Origin of the sequence: Paenibacillus sp. 598K, assembly GCF_003851045.1 — a bacterium.
In the GTDB taxonomy this organism is placed as follows: Bacteria; Bacillota; Bacilli; order Paenibacillales; family Paenibacillaceae; genus Paenibacillus_D.
The window spans coordinates 1-22975 of the sequence record NZ_BFBX01000090.1 but is presented as its reverse complement, the minus strand read 5'-3'; the positions used below and the strand labels follow the sequence as shown (position 1 = coordinate 22975).

Below are 22975 nucleotides of genomic sequence, written 5' to 3'. Positions count from 1 at the left end.
GGATACACCTCCGGCGCTGCCCCTGGCTTCGGCGTTACGTCGTCCTTGCCAAGGACGATCAAAGTAAATTTCACAACCTTGTTGTTGCTGTCTACTTCATAGATGCCGATGTACCGGTTCACGACCGGATCGACGCCCGGGATATCATCGCCCTGCGTGTACGGATTGATCACGCCTACGGATGGCGCGAGGTCGCCCGTACTCGGTGTAGCGATCTTGCTCGACGATACCTTCACGACCAGATGGTTGCCTGCTCCGACCGGAATCGCCGGGTCGCTCGGAAGCTTCGTCGTGTTCGGCTCATCGCCCGGCTCCGGCACAGGCGCTGGATTGAGCCCAGGGGCCAGCACGGCTGCCGTTTTGAACGACCAAGTTGTCAGATCGTTGATGCCTTCGTATGGAACCGATTGATGACTTCGAACCGCGCCGCTGTCGATTTGCACGGCATATTCTGTTTTCGGCGCCAGACAAGAGTTACCCCACTCATCCTTCACATGAATAACGAGACTTGAGCCGGTAACGATAGCATCCGTGCTTCCTATCGTTAGGGTGCACGCCACAGAAGCATCCGATGTCTTAATGATCTTGATTTTCTTACCCTGGCCACCATATACCGTCTGATCAAATGTCAGCACCAGATTATCTCCGGGATCTACCTCTGTCTGTCCCGGACTCGGCACGTACGATACCGCGATCGGCCCCTGCGGCTTAGGAAGCGTGGTGAAGGTCCAGGAGGTTTTGTCGTCGATGCCTTCATACGTCAGGTCGGCCGCATTCTTGAACGCTCCGTCTTCGATCTGCACATAATAGCTCTTCCCATATTCAAACGCCCCGTCTGACTCCGGAAGAACCAGCTTCGTGGTGACCACTTTGCCGTTCACTTCAACGTCGGCGGGACTGTCCACGTAAAGCGTCCTGACGATGCTGTCGTCCGAGCTTTTCTTGATCCAGATCTTCTTACCCGCTACAGCCGTGACGTTCTGGTCAAAATTAATCGTCAGCTCCTGCGTACGCGGCACATTTGTCGCCCCATTCGCTGGTGTGAACGAGCTGACCGCAGGCGGACCAGGCACATACACAGTCGAGAAGCTCCAAGCACTTGCAGCATCCGAATACGCCTCGCCGCCCGCTTCATCGCGATCGATGCGAATATATCCTGCGAGTCCACCATAGCCGTTCCCCGACACATCTGCAAAAGCGCCGCGATCGATATTGACCTCATAATGCCAGTCGCTTCCCAGCTCTTGACCCAGTTGGATCGTAACCGTAGCGCCGGCAATCGTTACTTTGCTTGTATCATTCGCTTCAATACGGGCCGCGACGGCCTCAGCCTCAGGCGTATTGGAGCCGTGTGCGTAGACTTTTGGCCCCTTGACGGTAATATATTTGCCCGCTGCCGCTTCTACCGGATCATTGAAGGTCATGACCAGCGAGGCGTTCAGCGCGACATCCTTCGACCGATGCGCCGGCGACACTGTAATCAGCTTCAGCGCCGTATCATCCTCTTTTATATGAGACTCGTACAGGAGGAACTGACTGAAGTGCAAGATACGGTCGCCGTCATTCGGATCCACGATATACAAAGCTATATATTTGTTCGCTCGCGACCCGACGCCCGTCACATCGTCCTGCAACTGGTAGTTCCGGATGACATCGGCTTCATTCGCAGACAGGCGATCTCCTTCCACAGGATGAGCGATCGGCGTCGCCGAGGTTTTGACCGCCAAGGCATAGCTCAGGTCAACAGCCGTTTCAAAAGCTGTCGATCCTTTTTGCGTTCCGGGCACAGGCTCGTCCAGCGTAGATGCTGTTACCGGTCTGCCCCACTTCGCATAAAGCGTCACATCCCCGGTTACCTTATCCGACTGAAAATTCCACTTGTGCTCCAGCGCCTCCTCCTTGTACCAGCCGGCAAAGGCATAGCCATCGAGCGTGGGCGGCTGCGGCTCGGCAATTCTGGAGCCTTGGCGCACATCCGCTAGCGAAGCGACCGTACTGCCGCCTCTCGCATCAAACGCAACCGTATATTTCGGTAGCAGCTTGACGACCAGGGCCGTCGGCATCGTGAAGCCGCCCTTTGCCGTCGGTCGCCGACTTAGCGCGTAGCTTTGCAATTCCCCGCTGGCCACATCGATGACGCTCATCGCATGAGAATCAACATTGGTCACCCACAGCGTTGCTCCGTCCAGGCTCACATTGATCGCATTCGGACGAGAGCCGCCAGTCTGAAGCTGTTTGACGACGGTGTTGGTTCGCGTGTCGATGACGTCTATGACACCTTGATAATTTACATTTTGTCCGACATAGAGATAGGCCCCGTCCGGGCTAATCTCGATCCCTCCGCTTGGTGCATCCTGTGCTTGACCGGACAGCATGATTTTCGTCTCTTCCTGCGAGGTACCCACATTAACGACCGACACATATTTTGCCATATCGCTGATGTACAGTTTTGTTCCTTGCGGATGAACCGTCATCCCAACGGGAGATTGGCCGATCCACTCCACCTTGACGACCTCGTCGGTGGCGGTATCGATGACGTTCAGCGCGCCTCTAAACGGAGGTCCATAAACGGAGGAGACATACATCCGATTACCGATATTGACGATGCTGCTCCCTATCATTTGGTACGACAAAGTAATCGTCTTGCTGACGGCAAGCGCGCTCGTATCGATGACGGTAACCGTGTTGCCTGTGACGACATAAGCTTTGCTGCCGTCCGGATTAAAGGCGATCCCGTCCGCATTGGAAGAGAGATCGATGTTCTTAATTACCGTGTCCGTGGTCGTATCGATGACCGAGACCGAACGGTTCCCGCTATTGCCGACAAACAACTGTGAGAAATCAGGATTCAGTACGGCGCTCACCGGGGCGATATCAGAGGCCTTGTAGGCGCCCAATCGAATCCGTCCTTTTTCGATGTACATGTCTTCCAGGTCGACGACATCGAGCGCCCCTTCTTCCTGGCTGGGAATATAGGCCTTATGCAGCAGAGCCGTCTTCTTATCCTCCCACTTCGCATACAAGGTCACATCAGCGGTCACGCGATCCTTGTAGAAGTCCCAGCGGGTCGTCGCTTCAGCGTCCTTGTACCAGCCACCGAACTTCAGTCCATCGCGGGTGGGCGAGGTCGGCTCCAGTCGTTGAATCCGGTTGCCTGTCACGACAGAGGTCAGCGGCGCTACCGAGCTGCCTCCTTGCGAATCAAATGAAACCGTATAGGTGGGCACATTTCGGGTCGCGACGTCAATCGAAGCCATAAACCGATTGGAGTCCGCTAGCGAAATATTCGGACTCAAGTCGATCGTCTGCAGGGTACTCCCCGTCTCCGTGTCGACTGTCGTTAATTTGCTATTCCTGTTGTCTAACAGATACATAACCTTCTCGTCAGTCGAAAGACCGCCGTTATCAATCCACGCCCCAGACCAATCCATACGGGGATAGGACACTTGCCTATAATCGTTCACTGTGTCATAGGTGATGTATACCGTTCCCGAGTACATATAGAGGAACAGCCCGTCCGGGCTGACATCGATTTGGCTGGCCGCTGTGCTCACTTTCTTTTCCACAGTCAAGGTAGCCGTATCGATGATCAACAGGTTGTTGTCGCCTGAACCGACAATATAGAGCTTGGTGCCTTGTCGATTGCCGGCCATTGTCTCCGGAAACTTGACCGTGTCGATCTCTGTCTCGAACTCGTCGTTATCCGTATTGATGACGATCAGTTTACCGTCGCCGAAGTTGCTTTGGGCCGATACGTACAGCTTGTTGCCTGCCGCGTAGTAAGCAAGCGGGATTACATCCAGTCGAATCGTGCCGATGACTGTCAATGCATCCGTATCAATGACAGAGAGGTCTGAGCCGATGTTAACGTAAGCCTTGCTGCCATCCGAGTTAAACGTCACGGCATTGGAATGTTGTCCCATATCAATCGTTTCAATCACCGTATCCGTTGCAGGATCGATAATCGAGACGCTGCTCCCGTGAGTCACAAAAACCTGGGTGCCGCGTGGATTGTATCCCACCGCGTTCGGATACATGCCTACCGTTATCTTCCCTTTTTCTACTGTAAAATCAGATAGATTCACGACATCCAAGGTGCCGTAATCGGCTCCGCTCGGCTGATTCGGAATATAGGCCTTTTGAATCACCTTCGGGTATGCAGGTTCAGATTCAGCCGACACCGGGCTCGGCCATATCGGAATCATGCCTGTCAGCAAGAGCAGGACATGAAACAGTATCAGCATCTTATATCTCGTTGTTTTCATTACTAAGGTCTCCCCTTCGTCCCAGGATAGAATTCTTTGTGCCCATCCCTCGATTATAACGATCGATTCTCACAAAATACTGAAAAAACCCCCTATTAGAACATTCACGCTTGTTCTAAAGGGGGTGGGAACATGCCTACACGAGTTGCCATTCCGCTAGGACTATCGACCCTTAGCCAAACTGTGGCGAGCGATACAATCCGGCTTGACGACGCTCTCGTCTAGGGACGCCTCAGATGCCTGGGACACTTGGGATACCTGCCATGTAGTCCTGCGACACTCGAACAGATTTCGCGTCCAAATCGCCCAGATAGCTGACATACTGGTCCATGGTGTATGTTACGGCATAACCAAAAGAAGCAGCCCTATGGCTGCTCCTCAGTTCTTCTCTCGCTGTAAGCCCGTCTCATGGCTGCAACATTGCCATAAACTCGCTTAAGCTCGCTTTGATTTCTTTGGCATGCGTGCGATGCAAGTAATGATCCCCCTCCAACAATACCATTTGCGCATGGACGGAGTTTTGGATCTGCTTCTCATGCTCGGGAACCCATTGATCCATGGTCGGGTGCTTCGCTTGGACGAACAGCAGGACAGGCAGCTCAGGCCGAAAAGCTTGCTGCTGCGCCGACTGAAAATTGTCATACATCCGTTCGATTTCATTAAGCTGCGTCGTATTGTACATGATCTTGTGGATTAGAATCTTCAACTGCTCTTTGGTAGACGCATCGTATGAGAGTCCCTCATAAGGATCGTCGCTGAGCTTCACTTGAATGCGGGCGAAGCCAAGATCGCGGAACCATTTCACCGGAGTCGTCGCCGACGAGTCGATCTTCTGCTCGCTGATCGTCGGAACGCTGCTGTCCAGCCCAACGAATGCCATGACTTCGTCCGGATACTGGTTCACATAATCCAGGCTATACAGGCCCGAGATGGAATGTCCCATCAGGATATATCGATCGATCTCTAGCGATTGCAAGGCGGTATGAATTTCAGTAACAATCGTTCTTGTGCTGCGCTCCTTGTCGGTACGATCGCTCAGCCCATACCCGAAGGGCTCGACGACCACGACTTTATAGTCGGGAGACAGCTCATCGATCAACGGCTTAAAATCCAGCGCAGGCGACGCTGTTCCGAAACCGGGCAGCATCACAATCGTTTGTTCGCCTTCGCCTTGAATATACAAATTCATCTGTTTTCCATCCACCGTCACATGCTGACCATAAGGCTCCAACTTCTTCTGCTCCGCATGACTGCTGACTTTATTCACCGTGTACACGACCGCACAAAAAACCAGAAACAAAAGCACCAGTATACCGATGGCTTTAAGCAATAGAAATAGCCATTTTTTTATGCTTCCCCTGGTCTGCGTTCCTTGTTGTTGCGTCATTTTAATCGGCTCCTGTCGTTATCTGTAGGTTGTCCCAACTTCCGCTCTCCAAATCTAACTCATCCAGATGTCCAGTGTATGACATCTCTATGAACGGAGCATGAACAAGGGCCGAAGGATAACGACTTCGCCAGCCATGACGGTTCTTACCTCTTACGATTTAATACCAAATGATCGACTGCCGCCTGCTCGATAGCCAGACCTGCCGTGTAACGCTCCAAAAACAGGGCGAAGCCCTTCACGTCCTCGGCTGCAGGTTGAACCTCTTGTCCCTCCTCGTCCTTGAACACCCGAGCGGCGAGGTAATCGGCCAAGCTCTCTTCCTGCTCTCTGTTCACATGATAGGCTGCGAGCACGGCCATTCCCCAGGCGCCGCCCTCGCCAGCCGTCGGCATGACGGCGACTGGAACATCGAGCGCTGCGGCGCACATGGCTTGACCGACAAGCGGTGTCTTGAACAAGCCGCCATGGGCCAGGATTCGATCAAACCGCACGCCCTCCTCCTTCGTCAACCGATCCATGCCAAGCCTTAGCGCAGCAAATGCGGTATACAGATGCACGCGCATGAAATTGGCGAGGGTGAAGCGACTCTCCAGAGAGCGGACGAACAGCGGGCGCCCTTGAGCAAATCCGGTGATGTTCTCGCCGGAGTAGTAGCCGTAGCTCAGCAAGCCGCCGCCATCTGCATCAGCCTCCAGCACCTTGTTGAACAAAACGCCGAATAGCTGATTCATCTCCGCTTCCGCCCCTATCGCCTCGGCGAATTCGCGGAACAAGCCGACCCAGGCGTTGATATCGCTGGAGCAGTTGTTCGCGAGCACCATGGCGACCGGGCTGCCCTCAGGCGTGGTCACGATATCGATCTCCGGGTACACCTTGGACAGATGGTCCTCCAGCACCAGCATTGCAAATATCGACGTGCCTACGGAGATATTGCCGGTACGCGGCTTGACGCTATTCGTAGATACCATGCCTGTCCCGGCATCGCCCTCCGGAGGGCAAAGCCGCACGCCCGGCTCCAGACTGCCAGAAGGATCTAACAATCGCGCTCCAGCTTCTGTGAGCACCCCGGCCGACTCTCCGGCGGCGAGCACCTGAGGCAAGATCTCCCTCAGCCGCCGCGTACAGTCTCGACTCGTCAGCAATTCGTCAAATTGCCTTACCATCTCTTCATTATAGGTAAGAGTTGCAGGGTCGATCGGGAACATCCCCGAAGCATCCCCGACGCCCAGAACCTTGCGCCCCGTCAGCAGCCAATGCACGTATCCGGACAAGGTCGTGATGTAATCGATCTGCGCAACATGAGCCTCTTCGTTCAACATCGCCTGATACAGATGAGCGATACTCCAGCGCTGAGGGATCTTGAAGCCGAATCGCTCGGTTAAGTCTGCCGCCGCAGCCTCCGTTGTCGTGTTGCGCCATGTACGGAACGGCACGAGCAGCTCCCCTGCGTGGTCCAGGGCGATATAGCCCTGCATCATGCCCGAGCATCCGATCGCGCCGAGCTTTTGCAGGGGGACGCCATACTTCTCCTCCACCTCTTGCCTTAGCAGGCGATAGACGTCTTGCATCCCGAGGAGCACTTCCTGGAGATCGTAGGTCCAGTAGCCGCCCGTCAATTGATTTTCCCAGTCGTAGCTGCTCGATGCGAGCGTCTGGCTATGCTGATCGATCAGTACCGCCTTGATTCGTGTCGATCCAAATTCGATGCCAAGCGATGTTTCCCCGCATATAATGGCCTGTTTCATGCTTTCATTCATGGTGGCAGAGCTCCTCTCTGTTTTAGACAAGATAGCATTATTTGCTAGAAATGGTCAACAGAGGCGCACCAAAAACACGACAGCGTCTCTGCTGTCGTGCTCCTGAATGGCCACTCTATCCATCGCGAGCTCACCTTGGCATTGCCTACCGCAAAAACAAGCATCTCTGCGCGGCCAGTCGCGTATTCATCGAGCAGTTGGTCGCAACGATCAAGCGATAATCGCGACCTTGCGCCTGCCGGAAGTCGCACGTTACGGACTACATGGTCATGAAGTACGATTCGGCCTGGCGCAAACCCGCAACAAGCTGATCGATCTCGGCCTCCGTCGTATACAGATAAAAGCTGGCACGGGCTGTCGCTCCGACGCCAAAATGTCGCATCAAGAGCTGGCAGCAATGGTGGCCTGCGCGAATCGCTACACCATACTGATCCAAAACGGTAGCCAGATCATGCGGATGAATGCCGTCGATCGTAAAGGTCACGAGGCCGCATCGTCCCTGCTCTGGTCCGTACATCGTCAGGCGCTCCATCTGCTTTAGCTGTTCGACAGCATAGCGAGTCCGTAGCCTGTCGTGCGCTTCAATGACATCCATCCCGATCTGTGTCAAAAAATCGACCGCCGCCCCCAATCCGATGGCACCGGCGATGCTGGGCGTGCCCGCCTCGAATTTCCAAGGAAGCTCCTTCCAGTGGGCGTCATACAGACCGACCTCGGCGATCATCTCACCGCCGTATTCGTAAGGCTCCATCTGTTCGAGTAACGTCTTCTTGCCATATAACACGCCGATCCCAGTCGGACCGCACATTTTGTGTCCCGAGAAGACATAGAAATCGCAATCCAACGCCTGCACATCCACCTGGATATGCGCGATGCTCTGAGCGCCATCGACGAGGACGACGGCGCCATGCCGATGGGCAATCGCGGCGATCTGCGCTACCGGGTTAGCAATGCCGAGCACATTGGAGATGTGGGACACGGCTACGATTTTGGTGCGATGCGTAACAGTGCTCTCCACGGCCTCGATCGAGAACGTTCCGTCCGCTTGCAGCGGAATATATTTCAACACAGCGCCCGTCGCCTTAGCGGCCTGCTGCCATGGCAAGAGATTGCTATGATGTTCCATCGCAGAGACGACAATCTCGTCGCCTTCGGCGCATACCGCTCGCGCATAACTGCCCGCAACCAGGTTGATGGACGAGGTGGTGCCGCGTGTAAAGACGACTTCCTCCACCTGCCCAGCATGGATAAAACGAGCCACCTTGGCACGCGCCCCTTCGTAGGCTTCTGTAGCTCGTGTGCCTAGCGTATGAACCCCGCGATGCACATTGGCATGATCCTGTTCATAATACTGCTTTAACGCCTCTATGACCTGAATCGGCTTTTGCGCCGATGCCGCACTATCCAGATAAGCGAGCGGGCAACCGTTGATCGTCTGATCCAGGATAGGGAAGCATTGCCTGACTGCGGAGATATCCATCTCCCTAGCCCTTTACATCCTCAAGACTCGCACCGAAATTGATATGATACACATTGCCGTTAATGACGAGCGCCGGAACGGACTTGACGCCTGCCCGCTCCGCCTCCGCGATCCGATCTCGCGCTGTCCCGAGATGAACAATCTCCGTCGTGATTTTCGCAGTATCCAGATAATCTACCACCACTTGCTCAGCATCCACACAGACCGGACAACCAGCATGATAAAAAATAGCTTGTGACATCGACGATCACTCCTCTTGGTATAATGTAGCTTGGCTACTTGGTCTCATTATAGAAATGAAGATGAGAAGCATCAATTCCTAATTGCTTATTGTTATCATAGGTAAACGTTATCGTTAAAACGCGACGTCATCTCTTGTACGCTTCTGCTGATCTGCGTCTGGACGGCAGAGCTGGCCGGGTTTTTGAGCGCAAGTCCGATGAGCCGGGCGATGTCCTTCATCTCCTGCGGGCCCATGCCTCGCGTCGTCATCGCCGGCGTCCCGAAGCGAATGCCGCTCGTGACGAGCGGGCTTGCCGTATCATACGGAATCGTGTTTTTGTTGGCCGTAATCCCCACCTCATCGAGTATCCGCTCGGCTTCCTTGCCTGTCATGCCGAGCGGGCGCAGGTCGAGCAAGAGGATATGATTATCCGTTCCGCCCGATACCAGTGTCAGTCCCTCCGCCAGCAAGCCCTCCGCCAATACCTTCGCATTCAGCAGGACACGCTCGATATAGGACTTGAAGTCCGGTTGCAGCGCTTCGCCAAAAGCAACGGCCTTGGCCGCAATAATATGCATGAACGGACCGCCCTGCACGCCGGGGAAGACTGCCTTATCGATCGCTTGCGCCCACGGCTTGCGGCACAGGATGATCCCGCCTCTTGGGCCTCGCAGCGTCTTATGCGTCGTCGATGTAACAAAGTGGGCATGCGGCAGCGGGCTCGGATGGAGACCGGCCGCAACAATGCCCGCAATATGCGCCATGTCGACAAAAAGCAGCGCCCCTACCTCTGTTGCAATCTCCGCAAATTGCGCAAAATCGAGCGTGCGCGGATACGCGCTGGCGCCGGCAACGATCATACGCGGGCGATGCTTGTGCGCCAGCTTGCGCACCACATCAAAATCTATGCGAGCCGATTGCTCATCTACGCCATAAGGCACAAAATGATAAGATCTCCCCGAAAAATTAACCGGACTCCCATGGGTCAGGTGGCCGCCATGCCCCAGATTCATGCCCAGAATCGTATCGCCCTGCTCTACAGACGCCAGATACACCGCCATATTCGCTTGCGAGCCGGAGTGCGGCTGCACATTGACATGCTCTGCGCCGAACAGCTTCCGGGCCCGTTCAAGCGCCAGCTCCTCGACCTGGTCTACATACTCACAGCCGCCATAGTATCTTCTGCCGGGATATCCTTCGGCATATTTGTTGGTCAGCACCGTCCCCGCCGCCTCCCTCACCGCCGGGCTGACGAAGTTCTCCGAAGCAATCAGTTCGATTTTGTGTTGTTGCCGCAGCGCTTCCTGACGGACCGCTCCGGCGATGACTTGATCCTGTTGCTCCAATACGCTCACATCCATCTTCCTCTCTCCTACGCTCTCCAATGGTACCGCTCCTCTCCCGCTTCCCGCTGTCGCTCGGCCAGCACCTGGCTCAGTATGCCGATCGCCTGATCGATCTCCTCGCAGGTAACATACAGACTCGGCATAAACCGGATCACATCGATGCCGCCTGCCAGTACGAGCAGCCCCGACTCGTGCAGCCGCTGAATGATAGGTCCGACCGGCTCGCTGCATTCGATGCCGATGAGCAGTCCCAGCCCTCGAACCTCGCGGATCGCAGGGGCGTCCTGCGAGACCTGCCGCAGCCGCTCCAGCGCATAGGCGCCTGTCTGCCGGGCTCGCTCGGCCAGTCCATCCTCCAGCAACGTCTCCAGCGTAGCCAAGCCCGCCGCCATCGCGACGGGCGAGCCGCCGAAGGTCGAGGCATGGCTGCCCGCCGAGAACGCCTCGCTCAGCCGCTCCTGGCCTAACATCGCTCCGATCGGCAACCCGCTGGCCAGTCCCTTGGCCAGCGTGATGATGTCCGGCTCGATGCCATACTGTTCATAAGCAAACAAGCTGCCCGTCCTCCCGATGCCGGTCTGCACTTCATCGACGATGAGGAGCAGCCCTTCCTCTCGGCATAGCTGGGCAAGCGCCATGACGAAGGCAGGCTCTGCAAGACGCACGCCGCTCTCTCCCTGTACCAGCTCGAGCATGACCGCTGCCGTATGAGCCGTGAGACAGCTTCGCACACTATCGATATCATTCAACCGGGCATAGGCGAACCCTTGCGGCAAAGGAAAAAAGCCGTCCTTCACCTTCTCTTGGCCGGTAGCCGTCAAGGTAGCGATCGTGCGCCCGTGGAACGATTGCTCAAACGTAACAATTTCGTATCTGTCATTGCCCAGCACGCGTTGATGGTAACGGCGGGCGCACTTGATCGCCGCTTCATTCGCCTCCGCGCCGCTGTTGCAAAAAAACACCCGATCCGCGCAGCTAAGCGTCGTCAGCTTCTCGGCCAGCTCCTCCTGAATCGGCAAATGAAACAGATTGGATACATGCCATAGCTGCTCAAGCTGCAGCTCAATTCGCGCCTTGACCCGCTCAGGCACATGGCCCAGGTTGCACACTGCAAGTCCTGCCATAAAGTCCAGATAGGCTCTTCCTTGATCATCCCACAGAGTGGTACCGCGTCCCTTGACCAGAGTCAACGGGAACTTGGTATACGTCGGAAATAAATAGCTTCTCTTCAGTTGGACCATCGCTCCTTACGTTCCCCTTCGTTTGCCCGCCTGCGACTGGCTTACTGCCCGCGCTCCTGCATTCGTTCATGCGGCTGCAGACTCGACATTTCGATACCCCTCATAGGCGCGCCCAGGTTTTTGGAAACCTCGGCAATGAGCGCATAGTCCTCATAATGCGTCGTCGCTTCGACAATGGCGCGCGCAAACCGCTCCGGGCTCTCCGACTTAAAAATACCCGATCCGACAAAAACGCCGTCTGCGCCCAGATGCATCATAAGCGCAGCGTCGGAAGGCGTCGCCACCCCGCCGGCAGCAAAGTTAACGACCGGCAGCTTGCCCGATTCGTGAACCTGCAGCAGCAGATCATAAGGCACGCCGAGCAGCTTGGCCTCCTGATACAGCTCATCCCTGGACAAGCCCCTTACCTTGCGGATCTGCCCATTGATCAGACGCATATGCCGTACGGCCTCGACAATATTGCCCGTGCCCGGTTCTCCTTTCGTACGGAGCATCGCCGCCCCCTCCTGGATGCGGCGCAACGCCTCGCCCAGATCCTTGGCGCCGCAGACGAAGGGAACGGTGAACTCATGCTTGCTAATATGGAACACTTCATCCGCAGGCGTCAGCACCTCGCTCTCGTCGATATAGTCTACGCCCAGCGACTCCAGCACCTTGGCCTCCACGTAATGCCCGATACGCGCCTTGGCCATGACAGGAATCGTGACGACCCGCATCACCGCCTCCATCAGCGCCGGATCGGCCATACGCGCGACCCCGCCTGCCGCCCGGATATCCGAGGGTACACGCTCCAAGGCCATAACTGCTGTCGCTCCTGCCGCTTCGGCAATTTGGGCTTGCTCGGCACTCATCACATCCATGATGACGCCGCCCTTTTGCATATCCGCCATCCCTCTTTTTACCAGCTCGGTTCCTGTCTCTCTAGCGATTGTCATAGCTACGCCTCCTGTGTTGGTATCGTATACAGCAAGCTTATCAGACTTTGGCATGTTTCAACCTATCCAAAAGCAGTCATTTATAGCAATCCATAATCAACGCTAAAAGAAGTGTAAAGAAAACTTTATCTTCGCCAACGCCTTTTCTATTCGTGCTATGATTGAAGGTAAACAACTTACTTCTAGCGCATCTTGTAGATTGGGGTCGACTTCATGATAAGGGGTATTCTCCGATTCGGTACTCGTTCTATCTTGCTTCAACTGGCTGTTGTCGTTGCTATAGGCTTGATCGCAAGCTATGCTGTCGTATCTGCACCGCACTCCCCCCAGATCGAAAGCAAGGAGGGCCGACTGGACTTAACACAGGTTCATATCGTCGAGCATCCGCTCAAGCTACAGGGGGAATGGGCGTTTTACTGGCAGGAGCTGCTGTCGCCGGAGGATATACGGAGCCGCATAGATGGCGGAGACGAGCCGAAGCGATATATCGACATCCCCAGCTCTTGGCTAGGCTACCCGTTGGATGGACAACAGCTCTCCAGCGAAGGCTTTGCAACCTATCGGCTAGTGATCCAGCTCAGCGAGCGGGATCGACAGGAGCGTCTTGCGCTGCGGCTGCCTACCATTTTTCATGCGTATACCTTGTGGGTGAATGGAGAAAGGCTAGCCGAGGTTGGTAGAGTTGGTGCGGATAAGCGCGACACGATCCCGCAATTGGCCACGAAGCTGGTATTCTTCCAGCCTGCTGGCGGCACGGTAGAGTTAGTTATGCAAGTCGCAAACTTCCATCATAATCGAGGCGGCATCACCAAACCGATCGAGCTGGGCGACAGCAATGCATTAACGGTCAAGACTCATCTGAACGTTGCCGCAGATATGTTCATCACTGCCAGCTTGCTAGTGATTGGTCTGTATCATTTGCTATTGTTCGCGCTGCGACGCAAGGACAAGGCCCCCTTGTATTTTGGCCTGCTCACCACGCTGATCGGCATCCGATCCTTGCTGGTCGGCGAGCTGATGCTCACCCAATGGCTGCCTCATTTTTCATGGGAGTTGCAGTTCAAAATCGAGTACCTGATTCTGTGCATCAGTGGGTATATCATGAGCAAGTACTTCGATTGCATTTTCCCCAATTACTTGTCGCGATGGTTTCGTCTTGGCAGCCGGATCGCAACCGTGGCACTCTGCCTCATTGTTCTGCTGACCCCTGCACTGATCTATTCCCAATTGTTATTGACGATCGGGGTCGTCGTTGTGCTGCACATGACCTATCTGATGGTTGGGCTGGTCCATGCTGCTGTGCGGCATAAGGAAGGCGCGCTAATTTTTCTGTTGATGTCGGTGGTTGCACTGGTTACGGTCATCAACGATTTTCTGTATTATAACGGCTGGTCGCCCATCGGCAACACCTCTCCGACTGGTCTATTGGTGTTCACGATCGCACAGATGATACTCCTTTCGTCCAGATTTACGAGAGCAGCTACGAATGAAGAGCGGATCGCGCGTGAGCTGCAGGAAGCAAATACCAAGCTAAAGGACATGAACACCAACCTGGAGCGACTCGTAATGGAGCGCACGCATGCCTTATCCGCAGTTCACGAAGACCTCCGAACATCGTACGAGCAGTTGCTCCACTCCGAACAAGGGCGGAAAAAGCTGCTGGCCTACATTACGCATGATCTGCGCATGCCGCTATCGAGTATGCTTGGTTATGTGGAAGCGGTGCAGGACAACGTCAAGCCGGAGCGCAATGAACAGTATCTGCAGTACATCCAGGATAACACGATCCGGATTAACCGGATGATCGAGGAGCTGTCCTTCTTGTCCCATCTGGAGACAGGACAGATCGCATACCGGATGGAACCGGTACATGTGGTTCAATTCCTGCGTGGTTTTTTTGAGCAGTATGAGCTGGTGGTGCGCGACGCAGGACTGGATTTCAGACTGAATCTGGGGATGGCGGAGGATCAACGACCAGACTCGCCTGTTGTCTGGATGGATGCGCAACGGCTGGAGCAAGCATTGTTTAATCTGGTGTCCAATGCGATGAAGTTCACCTCTGCCGGCGGGATCGTCCGTCTTGCCCTTGCCTTGGACGAGACGCAAGAGCCGCCCTACGCGATTATGAGCGTGCAAGACTCTGGCATAGGGATCCCACCGGAGCAGCTCGAGCAGATCTTTGATCGCAATTATCGGTACGAGCGTTCGGGCATGGACCAGAAAATCGAGGGCAGCGGGCTCGGGCTGGCGATCTGCAGAGAGATCGTACTCGCGCATGGAGGTACGGTGCGAGCGGAGAGCGATGGCAGGACAGGAGCCATCTTCCATATATCTATTCCTTGTAAGGTTGAACACTCGTTGAATACGCAATTGTAGGTAACGAAAGGAAGGTGACGGTGAATGGGTGCGCACAAAATCATGATCGTCGATGACGATCCGCATATATGCGAGATTGTCCAGGTGTATTGCGAGCGAGAGGGCTTCATAGCCTCCTACAGTCATAACGGGCCGGACGCGATGAAGCTGCTCGTCTCGTTTGAGCCGGATCTGATCGTACTGGATATATTGCTCGCTAACGAGAACGGCATTGACTGGTGCAGAGCGGCGCGCCCCTACACCGAGGCGCCGATCGTGTTCCTGAGTAGTCGCGAGGAAGACGAGATCAAGATCCGTGCATTGTCCGATGGCGGCGACGATTATGTGACCAAGCCATTCAGCCCCGGTGTACTCATGGCCAAGATCAAGGCTCATCTGCGCAGGGTGTCGAAGGGCCGAAGAGAGCAGCTGCTGGAGCTGCCGGGTATGACGCTCGACTTCTATGCGCAGTCCGTCAATCTGGGTGACGAGCCGATCTTTTTATCCAAAAAGGAGTTCAACCTCCTCTCCTATATGGCGCAAAACGTCAATCGGATCGTCAGCGCCGATGCGTTGTTCCAGCTCATCTGGGGCATGGAGAGCCTGGAGGATACGCGAACGGTCGCTGTGCATATCAGCAACTTGCGCAAAAAAATTGAGTTGGACCCTGCCAATCCCGAGCGAATCCTCACGATTCGGAGAGCCGGCTATATGCTGGTTGCCGACAAACGCGAACATTAAGTTTTCTTTGAGTTCCGCTAATGAGCATATGGACCATGCTAAGATACAAGAAGGAAAGCGCTATAAAGAACCTTCTTGGTAAAGGAATGAATATAATGCTGGTCATTGGCAGAAAGCCCGGACAAACCATCATCATCAACGAAAAAATAATCATCAAGGTCATCAAAAGCGACGAGGGGCACTTGCGTCTGGCGATTGACGCGCCAAAGGATGTTCCGATCATCCGCGGAGAGCTGTTGGAATCATAACGCCTCACACTCGTAAACGTAGCTATACAGAAAACGCGCATCGGTCATCAACCGGTGCGCGTTGTTTTACTTCGGCTTGGAAAATCTACAGCTTCAAAGCCCCTTGCGTCATACCTTGAATGTAATACTTCATCCCGAACGTGAAAATTAGCAGCAGCGGGATGGACGAGATCGCATACGCTGCGAACTGGGGCCCCATGTCGGTAATACCGAATTGCTTGGTAAAGATGGTCAGCCCGACCGAGATGACCTGCAAGCTGCTGTCCTGAATCGTCAGGAGCGGCCAGATGTAATCATTGTACACGCCGACCGATTGCATGATGAACAGCGTCGCCAGGATCGGCAGCGACAGCGGCAGGACGATCTGCGCGAATACGCGCGCCTCCGAGGCTCCGTCCATGCGAGCCGCCTCGAACAATTCCCCCGGCAATCCGGCCATGTACGTGCGGCAAAGGAAGGTGCCAAACACCTGTCCCCCGGCCGCGCTGGAGATGATGATCGCCCATGGCGTATTGGTCAAGCCCATGTTTTTGTACAGGACGTACGAAGGGATCAGCGTCAGCACGCTAGGGATCATCATCATGGCCAGCATCATGAAGAAGAGCAGGTTCTTGCCTGGAAACGACTTCTTGGCGAACAGATAACCCGAGAGCGCCGACAGCATAATGACCCCGATGCTGCCGCTCACGGCGTAATAGACGGTATTGAGAACATAACGCCAAATGCTGTTGAACGCCGCGCCGTAGTTAGACCACCGCGCAGGGGAAGGCAAGGCCCAGAAGTCGCCCAGAATTTGAGCATTGCTCTTCAGCGAGCTTAAGATCATGAACAGAATCGGAACCAGCGTCAGGAAGACTAGCAGCGTCAGCAGCAGAGCGATGACGATCTGCCGACCCGTACCGGAATTCGACATGAGCCATTCCTCCTTTCTCTACTCCTCCGACGATTTGATGAAGCGCATACTGACGATCGTGATGACCAGAATGACCGCGAACATGCTGACGCCCAGTGCGGAGGCATAGCCGAGATCATTGAATTTGGTCGCTGCATAATACATCTGCAAGGCGGGAACGTAGGTCGAATCCATCGGTCCGCCGCCAGTGACAATGAGGATGCCGTTAAAGTCCTGGATGATGCCGATCAGCCCCATAATGATCAGAAACTTGAACTGCCCGGCCAATAAAGGCAGGTGAATCGACCTGATGATCCTGGGCAAGCCTGCGCCGTCCATACGGGCCGCCTCCGTCAGCTCATTGGGGATGGCCAGCAAGCCTGCGTATAGGACGAGCAGTTGCAGGATACCGACAAATGGAAATCCTATAAAAATGAGCGCCCATAACGCCGTATTCGGATCTCCCAGCCAACCATGCGCCCACGAGCCGAATCCGATCAGTTGCAAAAAGTGATTGAACAACCCCATATTCGGGTCGTAAAAGTTCTGCCATATGAGCAGCCCGGCTACGGCGGGAATGATCATCGATGCCGTAAACGCCGTGCGAAACCCATAATGCAGCCTTTTGCTCCGCAAATGATAGATCAACTCCGCAACGATCAGCGGGGGAACAAGCGCCTTCAGAAGACCCGTAACGATCAGAATGACGAGATTGCCGAGTCCCTTCGATACATAGGGGTCATGGAGCATCCGCTCAAAATTGTCAAGTCCGATAAAAGTTGTGGTGCCGCCGGGCTGCCACTCGTACAACGAATGGAACAGACCCGAGAAGGCGGGAAAGTACATAAACGTAAAGAGAAGCCCAAAGCTCGGAAGCAGGCCGACATACACCCACTTGGAACGCCATATATCCTTGAACAAGCCCAGTTTGTTCCGTTTCTTCATATAAATCAGCGCCGCTGCCAGTATCACGCCTGCAGCGAGCGCACCGGCAATCCAATAAGCCGTCCTCGCTTGAGCCTGACTCTTGGCATCGGCGATCACGTTGCCGACATCAAACGGCAGGATGCTGCCGTCCGCCTGACCGGCGTATAGAATCGTCCCATCCGGCGAAAACGCGACCGCGCGTCCGATCTGGCCGCCCTTGGACTCCCAAAGCTTGCTGCCGCTGGCATCGAATAGATAGAAGGTGCCGGATAAATCCGCAACCCCAAGCAGTTGCCCATCCTTGGAAAATGCAACCGACGAGACATGATCTCGCGTACTTAACGACTGAACTCTGGCGCCCGATTCGTCGAACAGCTCTACCTGCCTTGCATTCGTACCGACGGCGACACGGCCTTCGTCCGTAACCGCCAGCGATTGGACTTGTCCGCCTGCGCCGAACCGGCTGCGCAGCTCGCCGTCCTGATCGAGCAAATAGATGAACTGGTCGGCTCCGGCGGCAGCGATCCATGATCCGTTGGCCGACACCTGCGCCGTCTTCAATATCGAATCCACAGGGAACGAGCCTACGGCCTCGCCGGTTGCGGCATCGACCCGTATGACCTCCTTGGCTCGCTGCAGGACGACAGCGACCAGGCGGCCGTCCGAGGATGCGGATACGCTCTTCACCTGACGTTTCAGATCGCTATCCCAGCGTAGTTGCCCTTCCGACCCGTAGGCATATAGATGTCTGTCGTCCGATGCGACGAGCAGACTGCCGTCTTCCAGGAGATCGACGGCATTGATGACATTGCCGGCGCTCATCTCGTATAGCGAGCCGCCCTCCCGGTCGAAGACGACTGCTATGGACCCATGACTCCCCATCGCTACGCGGCTTCCATCCGTCGATACCGCAATCGAGGTAATGTCCCCCGCGCTTTCGCCGGTCCACTGCGCTTGCGCCGACACGTTCGACGGGGCAAGCCCCGCAAGGAGCATGATTCCCAATAGAACCCATGCTGTTCTCCTCATATGCCCTTCCTACCTTTCTCCAAACCGCTGATCTGCCCGTGCCCGTTAAAGGGCAATCTACACAGGCCGACAAGCGCCTGTGTAGATCGGGTGCTCTTACTTATTGCGCACTGGCGGCCGTTTCTCCGGCGTGTTCAGATCCGACAACTCCAGATTCCGTTCCTTGAGCGCAGCATCGAAATACTTGTCGATGTTCGCTTGCAGCTCATTCAGGTATTGCTCCGTCGTAATCTTGCCGGCAAAGTACTTTTGCACGCTGCCCACCCAGTCTTGTACGGATGGCTGGTAATCCCACAGACCGCGAGCCAGAATGTTCGCTGCGCTGTCGTAGCCCTCCGTGTTCCCGATCGGGGCGAAGTCGGCGAAGGCGGCCGTCATCTCCTCGGGGAGCGTGATGTCCTTGAGCGCCGGAGCGCCGTCGAGCGAAGCGTCCGGGCTGTTTTGGATCGCTTCTACGTATACGTTATAGCCCTCCGGGCTCGTCAGGAACATCAGGAAGTCCATATTCAGGGCGTTCTGCTCCGCCGATTTGTTGACGATCCCGTAGAAGCCGATCGGGATCTGGATCGTGCGGGCCGCGCCCTTCACTTCCGGTCCCTCCATCGACGGCATGTTGAAGAATCCATACTCGAACGGCTGTACCGCGCCTGTCGCGCCCGTCTTCTCTTCATCGGCGAAGTCCTTCGGCAGCTTCCAGTACGAGCCTGGCGTCGACATCATCGTCGCAGCCTTGCCGGTCAGGAAGAGCTGGTAGGCTTGCGTGTCCTTGACGCCGAAAAATCCGTCGGGCGTATAGGAGAACAGCTTCTTCAGGTTTTCCGAGTAAGCGGCCCATGCCGGATTGCCCGCCACCTGGAACGGCCCGGTCTTCTCCTTGATCGCTTGCCAGGCGCGCAGCGGGTTCTTCGTGACCTTGCTGTTCGCGTCGTTGTAAGGATCGCTGGGATCGTACGACCAATTGTCGTCCACTTCCGGCAGATACGTGTAGTCCTGCGGTTCGGAACGGGTAATGTTGATGAAGTCGCGCAAATATTGGTCGGCGTAGATCCGGGCGAGCCAGCCAGCCGTGCTGCTCCACATCGAGTTCGCGTCGCCTGCCAGCCCTAACGGAATGTAACCGGCAGCCTTGATCTTGTCGAAGGCAGCGGTCAATTCGTCAAAGGTTTTGGGCGTCTCGGTCACGCCCGCTTTCTCGAAAATCTCCTTGTTGTACACCCAGACGATCTGCACCGATTCGAAGTTCAGATTCCAGAGATGATCCTCCGCTCCGACGCCTTCGAGATTAATGCCCATCGCGTCCAGGTCAAAGGAATCCTTCCATGTCTTTCCGGTATACGGGTTGTTATTTTCGAAATACGGATAGAAATCCACGAATTTCTGATCGTTGACCAGGTTGAGAACTTCGTTGTTGGTGACCAGATCGACATCAGGAGTCCCCGCCGCGAACTGGGCAGTCAGCCACTCCTTGTAGCCTTCCTGCGGCTTGTGGTCAACCGTTACCTTCACGCCCGGATTTTTATCCATGTACGCTTTGCCGACTGCGTTCCATACGACGGCCGAAGCGTTCGGCAGCGAGATTTTGATCTCGCCCTCCAGCGTGGAGGCGGACCGGTCGGCCGAGCCTTCGGGCTTGGCGTCCGGCGGATCGGTTTCCGGCGTTTTCTCATTTTTGCTGCAAGCGGATAGCAGCGCCGCGACCATCATCACGCTGATTAGCAGGAACATTACTTTCTTCTTCCGCATGTCGTTCTCCCCTTAGCCTGTTCAAATGTGTGTAAAGCGCTTACCGATTAAAGCTATCTTCTCTGAGTGAAAGATCTTGCAAAGCATACCGACTTAAAGTTCGTATACTTTATAAACAAAAGTATACTTCACACTTCGAGCTCGCGCAACCACTTTTTTTTCTTCCGCTACGCACGCCAAAAAGCTGTCGAACGGATCGACAGCCTTTGCTCTCTTTATTTATGGTTACCTGCTTCCCGCTCGCATAATCATGACGGCGCCTTGGCTGTGCTGCCCCGCGGGATTAACGTCGGCACGATTTCGTCCTTGACGAGCTGTTGTCCTGCCTCCTCCAGCTCGAACAAGAGAATCTCGGCGGCTCGTTCTCCCAGCGTCCTCGTATTCTGGTTGACGCTCGACAGAGAGGGATACGTGATCGCGCCGATCTTCAGATCATCGTACCCCATGATGCTAATATCTCCCGGCACGTCCATGCCGCTCGTCCTCGCTGCATTCATCGCTCCGATCGCCTTGGCGTCGCTAGTCGCGAAGATCGCCGTCGGAGGCTCCTCCAGCGCGATCAACCGCTTAAAGCCCTCCGCCCCGAGCGTCACCGACTCCTGCTCTGCGTCCATGCAGGCGACGAGCGTCGGATCGAAGGGAATCTGATGCTGCGACAAGGCGAGGCGATAGCCTTGCAGCCGCAGCGAGAATTCCTGATTCAACTCCATCATCGACTTGCCGGTGACGATCATGCCGATCCTGCGGTGGCCAAGCGAGATCAAGTGCTGCGTCGCCAGATATCCCCCGGTCAGGTTGTCCACAATGACATACGGAATGCCGAGGTGCGGATAATAGAAATGAACGGTTATAATCCTCCGACCCTCTTGCTGCCACGCGGTGAGCCGTTCGATATCGAAGGAATCGTCAGCGGTGTTGGTCAGCAGGACGATCCCGGCATTCAGATCGTCCGGCAGTCGGTAGTCCTCCCCCATGTCCCACAGATGGAAGCCGACGTCATTCTCGTCGCATACGGCGCCGATTCCGGCGAACATATCGCTGAAGAAGGGATGGCTGAAGCTGTTCAGCTCCAGGTTCCTATGCGCGAAAAACAGCTTGCGGATCGGTCTTGAACCGACATGCTCCGCCTTCTCCTGAACGAAGCTTCCCTTCCCGCGAATCCGGTATACATACCCTTCCTGCGCCAGCTCGGAGAGCGCCCGGCGGGACGTAATCTCGCTCGTATGATAAGCCTTCGCGAGATCGATCTGAGTCGGCAACGGATCATGCGGATGCAGCTCCCCCGCTTCGATCTTGCGTTTGATATCATTAACAATGTATTGGTACATCGGCGTTTTTTCCGTTTTTTCCGAAGGCATCTACACTCACTCCCATCGATGGGATAAGTATACTTTAGCAACCTTTTTTTCGCAAGACAAGCCTCAAGCAATCGAGGTATCCGCGTCGACGCTCGGCTGCCCCGACGAGCCAGAGCCGCGTACGATGCCCGATAGACGGATAACGCCACCCGCTGTCGTCGCTTCCATCTGCTCCAGGTCGGCTGAGAGCTCGGAGAACGCGGCGGGAATCGTCGCCTGCACGGACAGCCGTCCGTCCTCCTGGCGTCGCCACGCGATCCGAAGGTCGCCGTGCTTCGTCGCAATGACGCCCTCCGCCCAATCGATACCTGGCGCAGGCTTTGGCCGGATCGCAAGCTTGCCCTTGCCCGCCTCCGACAGATCTGCGCCAAGCACCTCGCGGCTAAGCAGATACGTTGGAGACGCGCCCCAGCCATGGGACAGGCTAACCGGGATCGAATCCTGCAGATAGGTCGGCGTGTGGCCCATATACGGACTGGGGATCGTAGAGAACGGAAGCGACGGATCGAACGTCTCCCACCAGGTCGTAGCGCCCCGCTCCAGCATCGCCCCCCAATAGCTGCGGATCAACTGGACCGCCGCTTCCGAGAACCCGTAGCGGAACAACGTTTCGAGCACGATATGATAGAAGAACGCGCCGCGTATCGGAGGCAGCCGCTCGGCCAGGAAGTCCTCCCGCACGAAGGCGATGACCTCCTCCTCCTCCATAATGCCCGACCACGCCGCAGCGAAGTTCGTCTGCGCGGTTACGCTCGTCGACAAGCCCTCGTCGGTCAGACAGTCGGCATAGACGGAGGCGCCAGGCACGCGCAGCCGCGCCCGGATCGACGCGCGCAGTCGCTCTGCCTTGCGGAGCCGCTCCGCCGCATAGTCGACCTCCTGCAGCTCCTGTGCCATATGAACGATCGTCTGCAGGAACTTGTAGTAATAACACGAGATCGCCGTCACCCGATCCCTGCGATCGATATCGTCCGACCAATCGATGAAGCACCACCAGCCGTCCCGATCCGCCCTCGCGAACAATCCGCTCTCGTCCTCTTGACGC

At 55.6% G+C, this 22975-nt stretch carries 16 protein-coding genes; 3 read left to right on the top strand and 13 right to left on the bottom strand.

Going from position 1 to position 22975, the window contains the following annotated elements:
• From PA598K_RS24525 to pdxS, 8 genes are all read right to left on the bottom strand, one after another.
• On the bottom strand, positions 1-4265 hold a 4265-nt coding region (locus PA598K_RS24525), incomplete at its 3' end, for an InlB B-repeat-containing protein (RefSeq protein ID WP_148091986.1).
• Between the two features lie 406 nt (positions 4266-4671).
• Positions 4672-5652 carry an alpha/beta fold hydrolase gene (locus tag PA598K_RS24520; protein ID WP_128659490.1) on the bottom strand — a complete coding sequence of 327 codons (981 nt, stop codon included), beginning with the start codon at positions 5650-5652 and terminating at the stop codon, positions 4672-4674.
• Between the two features lie 146 nt (positions 5653-5798).
• Positions 5799-7412 (bottom strand): xylulokinase, encoded by a 1614-nt coding sequence (locus tag PA598K_RS24515; protein WP_128659489.1) that lies wholly within the window; start codon positions 7410-7412, stop codon positions 5799-5801.
• 259 nt (positions 7413-7671) lie between these two features.
• A complete protein-coding gene (locus PA598K_RS24505; RefSeq protein WP_128659488.1) occupies positions 7672-8892 on the bottom strand; it encodes a cysteine desulfurase in 1221 nt (406 codons plus the stop codon).
• 4 nt (positions 8893-8896) lie between these two features.
• Positions 8897-9133, bottom strand: coding sequence for a thioredoxin family protein (locus PA598K_RS24500; RefSeq protein ID WP_128659487.1), 237 nt, complete (start codon positions 9131-9133; stop codon positions 8897-8899).
• A 95-nt stretch (positions 9134-9228) separates the two neighbouring features.
• On the bottom strand, positions 9229-10470 hold the full coding sequence (gene glyA, locus PA598K_RS24495) for a serine hydroxymethyltransferase (protein WP_260405588.1): 1242 nt from the start codon (positions 10468-10470) through the stop codon (positions 9229-9231).
• Between the two features lie 17 nt (positions 10471-10487).
• Complete coding sequence (locus PA598K_RS24490) at positions 10488-11702, bottom strand: acetylornithine transaminase (protein ID WP_128659485.1); 1215 nt, start codon at positions 11700-11702, stop codon at positions 10488-10490.
• Positions 11703-11743: 41 nt separating this feature from the next.
• Positions 11744-12637 (bottom strand): pyridoxal 5'-phosphate synthase lyase subunit PdxS, encoded by an 894-nt coding sequence (gene pdxS, locus PA598K_RS24485; RefSeq protein WP_128659484.1) that lies wholly within the window; start codon positions 12635-12637, stop codon positions 11744-11746.
• Positions 12638-12850: 213 nt separating this feature from the next.
• Here pdxS and PA598K_RS24480 point away from each other — a divergent pair, with 213 nt between their 5' ends.
• The 3 genes from PA598K_RS24480 to PA598K_RS24470 all read left to right on the top strand — a co-directional run bounded on the left by PA598K_RS24480 (position 12851) and on the right by PA598K_RS24470 (position 15981).
• Complete coding sequence (locus PA598K_RS24480; protein ID WP_128659483.1) at positions 12851-15013, top strand: ATP-binding protein; 2163 nt, start codon at positions 12851-12853, stop codon at positions 15011-15013.
• Positions 15014-15037: 24 nt separating this feature from the next.
• Entirely contained in the window at positions 15038-15733 is a 696-nt protein-coding gene (locus PA598K_RS24475) for a response regulator transcription factor (RefSeq protein ID WP_128659482.1), read from the top strand.
• Positions 15734-15828: 95 nt separating this feature from the next.
• Complete coding sequence (locus PA598K_RS24470; RefSeq protein ID WP_128659481.1) at positions 15829-15981, top strand: carbon storage regulator; 153 nt, start codon at positions 15829-15831, stop codon at positions 15979-15981.
• Between the two features lie 85 nt (positions 15982-16066).
• On the opposite strand, the gene PA598K_RS24465 is transcribed toward PA598K_RS24470, so the two are convergent.
• From PA598K_RS24465 to PA598K_RS24445, 5 genes are all read right to left on the bottom strand, one after another.
• On the bottom strand, positions 16067-16894 hold the full coding sequence (locus PA598K_RS24465) for a carbohydrate ABC transporter permease (protein WP_128659480.1): 828 nt from the start codon (positions 16892-16894) through the stop codon (positions 16067-16069).
• Positions 16895-16912: 18 nt separating this feature from the next.
• Positions 16913-18829 (bottom strand): outer membrane protein assembly factor BamB family protein, encoded by a 1917-nt coding sequence (locus PA598K_RS24460; protein ID WP_128659479.1) that lies wholly within the window; start codon positions 18827-18829, stop codon positions 16913-16915.
• Between the two features lie 96 nt (positions 18830-18925).
• Positions 18926-20572 carry an ABC transporter substrate-binding protein gene (locus PA598K_RS24455; protein WP_128659478.1) on the bottom strand — a complete coding sequence of 549 codons (1647 nt, stop codon included), beginning with the start codon at positions 20570-20572 and terminating at the stop codon, positions 18926-18928.
• 248 nt (positions 20573-20820) lie between these two features.
• Entirely contained in the window at positions 20821-21930 is a 1110-nt protein-coding gene (locus tag PA598K_RS24450; RefSeq protein ID WP_128659477.1) for a GntR family transcriptional regulator, read from the bottom strand.
• A gap of 63 nt (positions 21931-21993) precedes the next feature.
• The coding region (locus PA598K_RS24445) for an alpha-L-rhamnosidase-related protein (protein ID WP_148091985.1) at positions 21994-22975 on the bottom strand (982 nt) is incomplete at its 5' end.

Coding starts and splice junctions, on each gene's coding strand:
- PA598K_RS24520 (WP_128659490.1), bottom strand. CDS start 5,652: ATGACGCAACAACAAGGAACGCAGACCAGGGGAAGCATAAAAAAATGG.
- PA598K_RS24515 (WP_128659489.1), bottom strand. CDS start 7,412: ATGAATGAAAGCATGAAACAGGCCATTATATGCGGGGAAACATCGCTT.
- PA598K_RS24505 (WP_128659488.1), bottom strand. CDS start 8,892: ATGGATATCTCCGCAGTCAGGCAATGCTTCCCTATCCTGGATCAGACG.
- PA598K_RS24500 (WP_128659487.1), bottom strand. CDS start 9,133: ATGTCACAAGCTATTTTTTATCATGCTGGTTGTCCGGTCTGTGTGGAT.
- PA598K_RS24490 (WP_128659485.1), bottom strand. CDS start 11,702: ATGGTCCAACTGAAGAGAAGCTATTTATTTCCGACGTATACCAAGTTC.
- pdxS (WP_128659484.1), bottom strand. CDS start 12,637: ATGACAATCGCTAGAGAGACAGGAACCGAGCTGGTAAAAAGAGGGATG.
- PA598K_RS24480 (WP_128659483.1), top strand. CDS start 12,851: ATGATAAGGGGTATTCTCCGATTCGGTACTCGTTCTATCTTGCTTCAA.
- PA598K_RS24475 (WP_128659482.1), top strand. CDS start 15,038: ATGGGTGCGCACAAAATCATGATCGTCGATGACGATCCGCATATATGC.
- PA598K_RS24470 (WP_128659481.1), top strand. CDS start 15,829: ATGCTGGTCATTGGCAGAAAGCCCGGACAAACCATCATCATCAACGAA.
- PA598K_RS24465 (WP_128659480.1), bottom strand. CDS start 16,894: ATGTCGAATTCCGGTACGGGTCGGCAGATCGTCATCGCTCTGCTGCTG.
- PA598K_RS24460 (WP_128659479.1), bottom strand. CDS start 18,829: ATGAGGAGAACAGCATGGGTTCTATTGGGAATCATGCTCCTTGCGGGG.
- PA598K_RS24455 (WP_128659478.1), bottom strand. CDS start 20,572: ATGCGGAAGAAGAAAGTAATGTTCCTGCTAATCAGCGTGATGATGGTC.
- PA598K_RS24450 (WP_128659477.1), bottom strand. CDS start 21,930: ATGCCTTCGGAAAAAACGGAAAAAACGCCGATGTACCAATACATTGTT.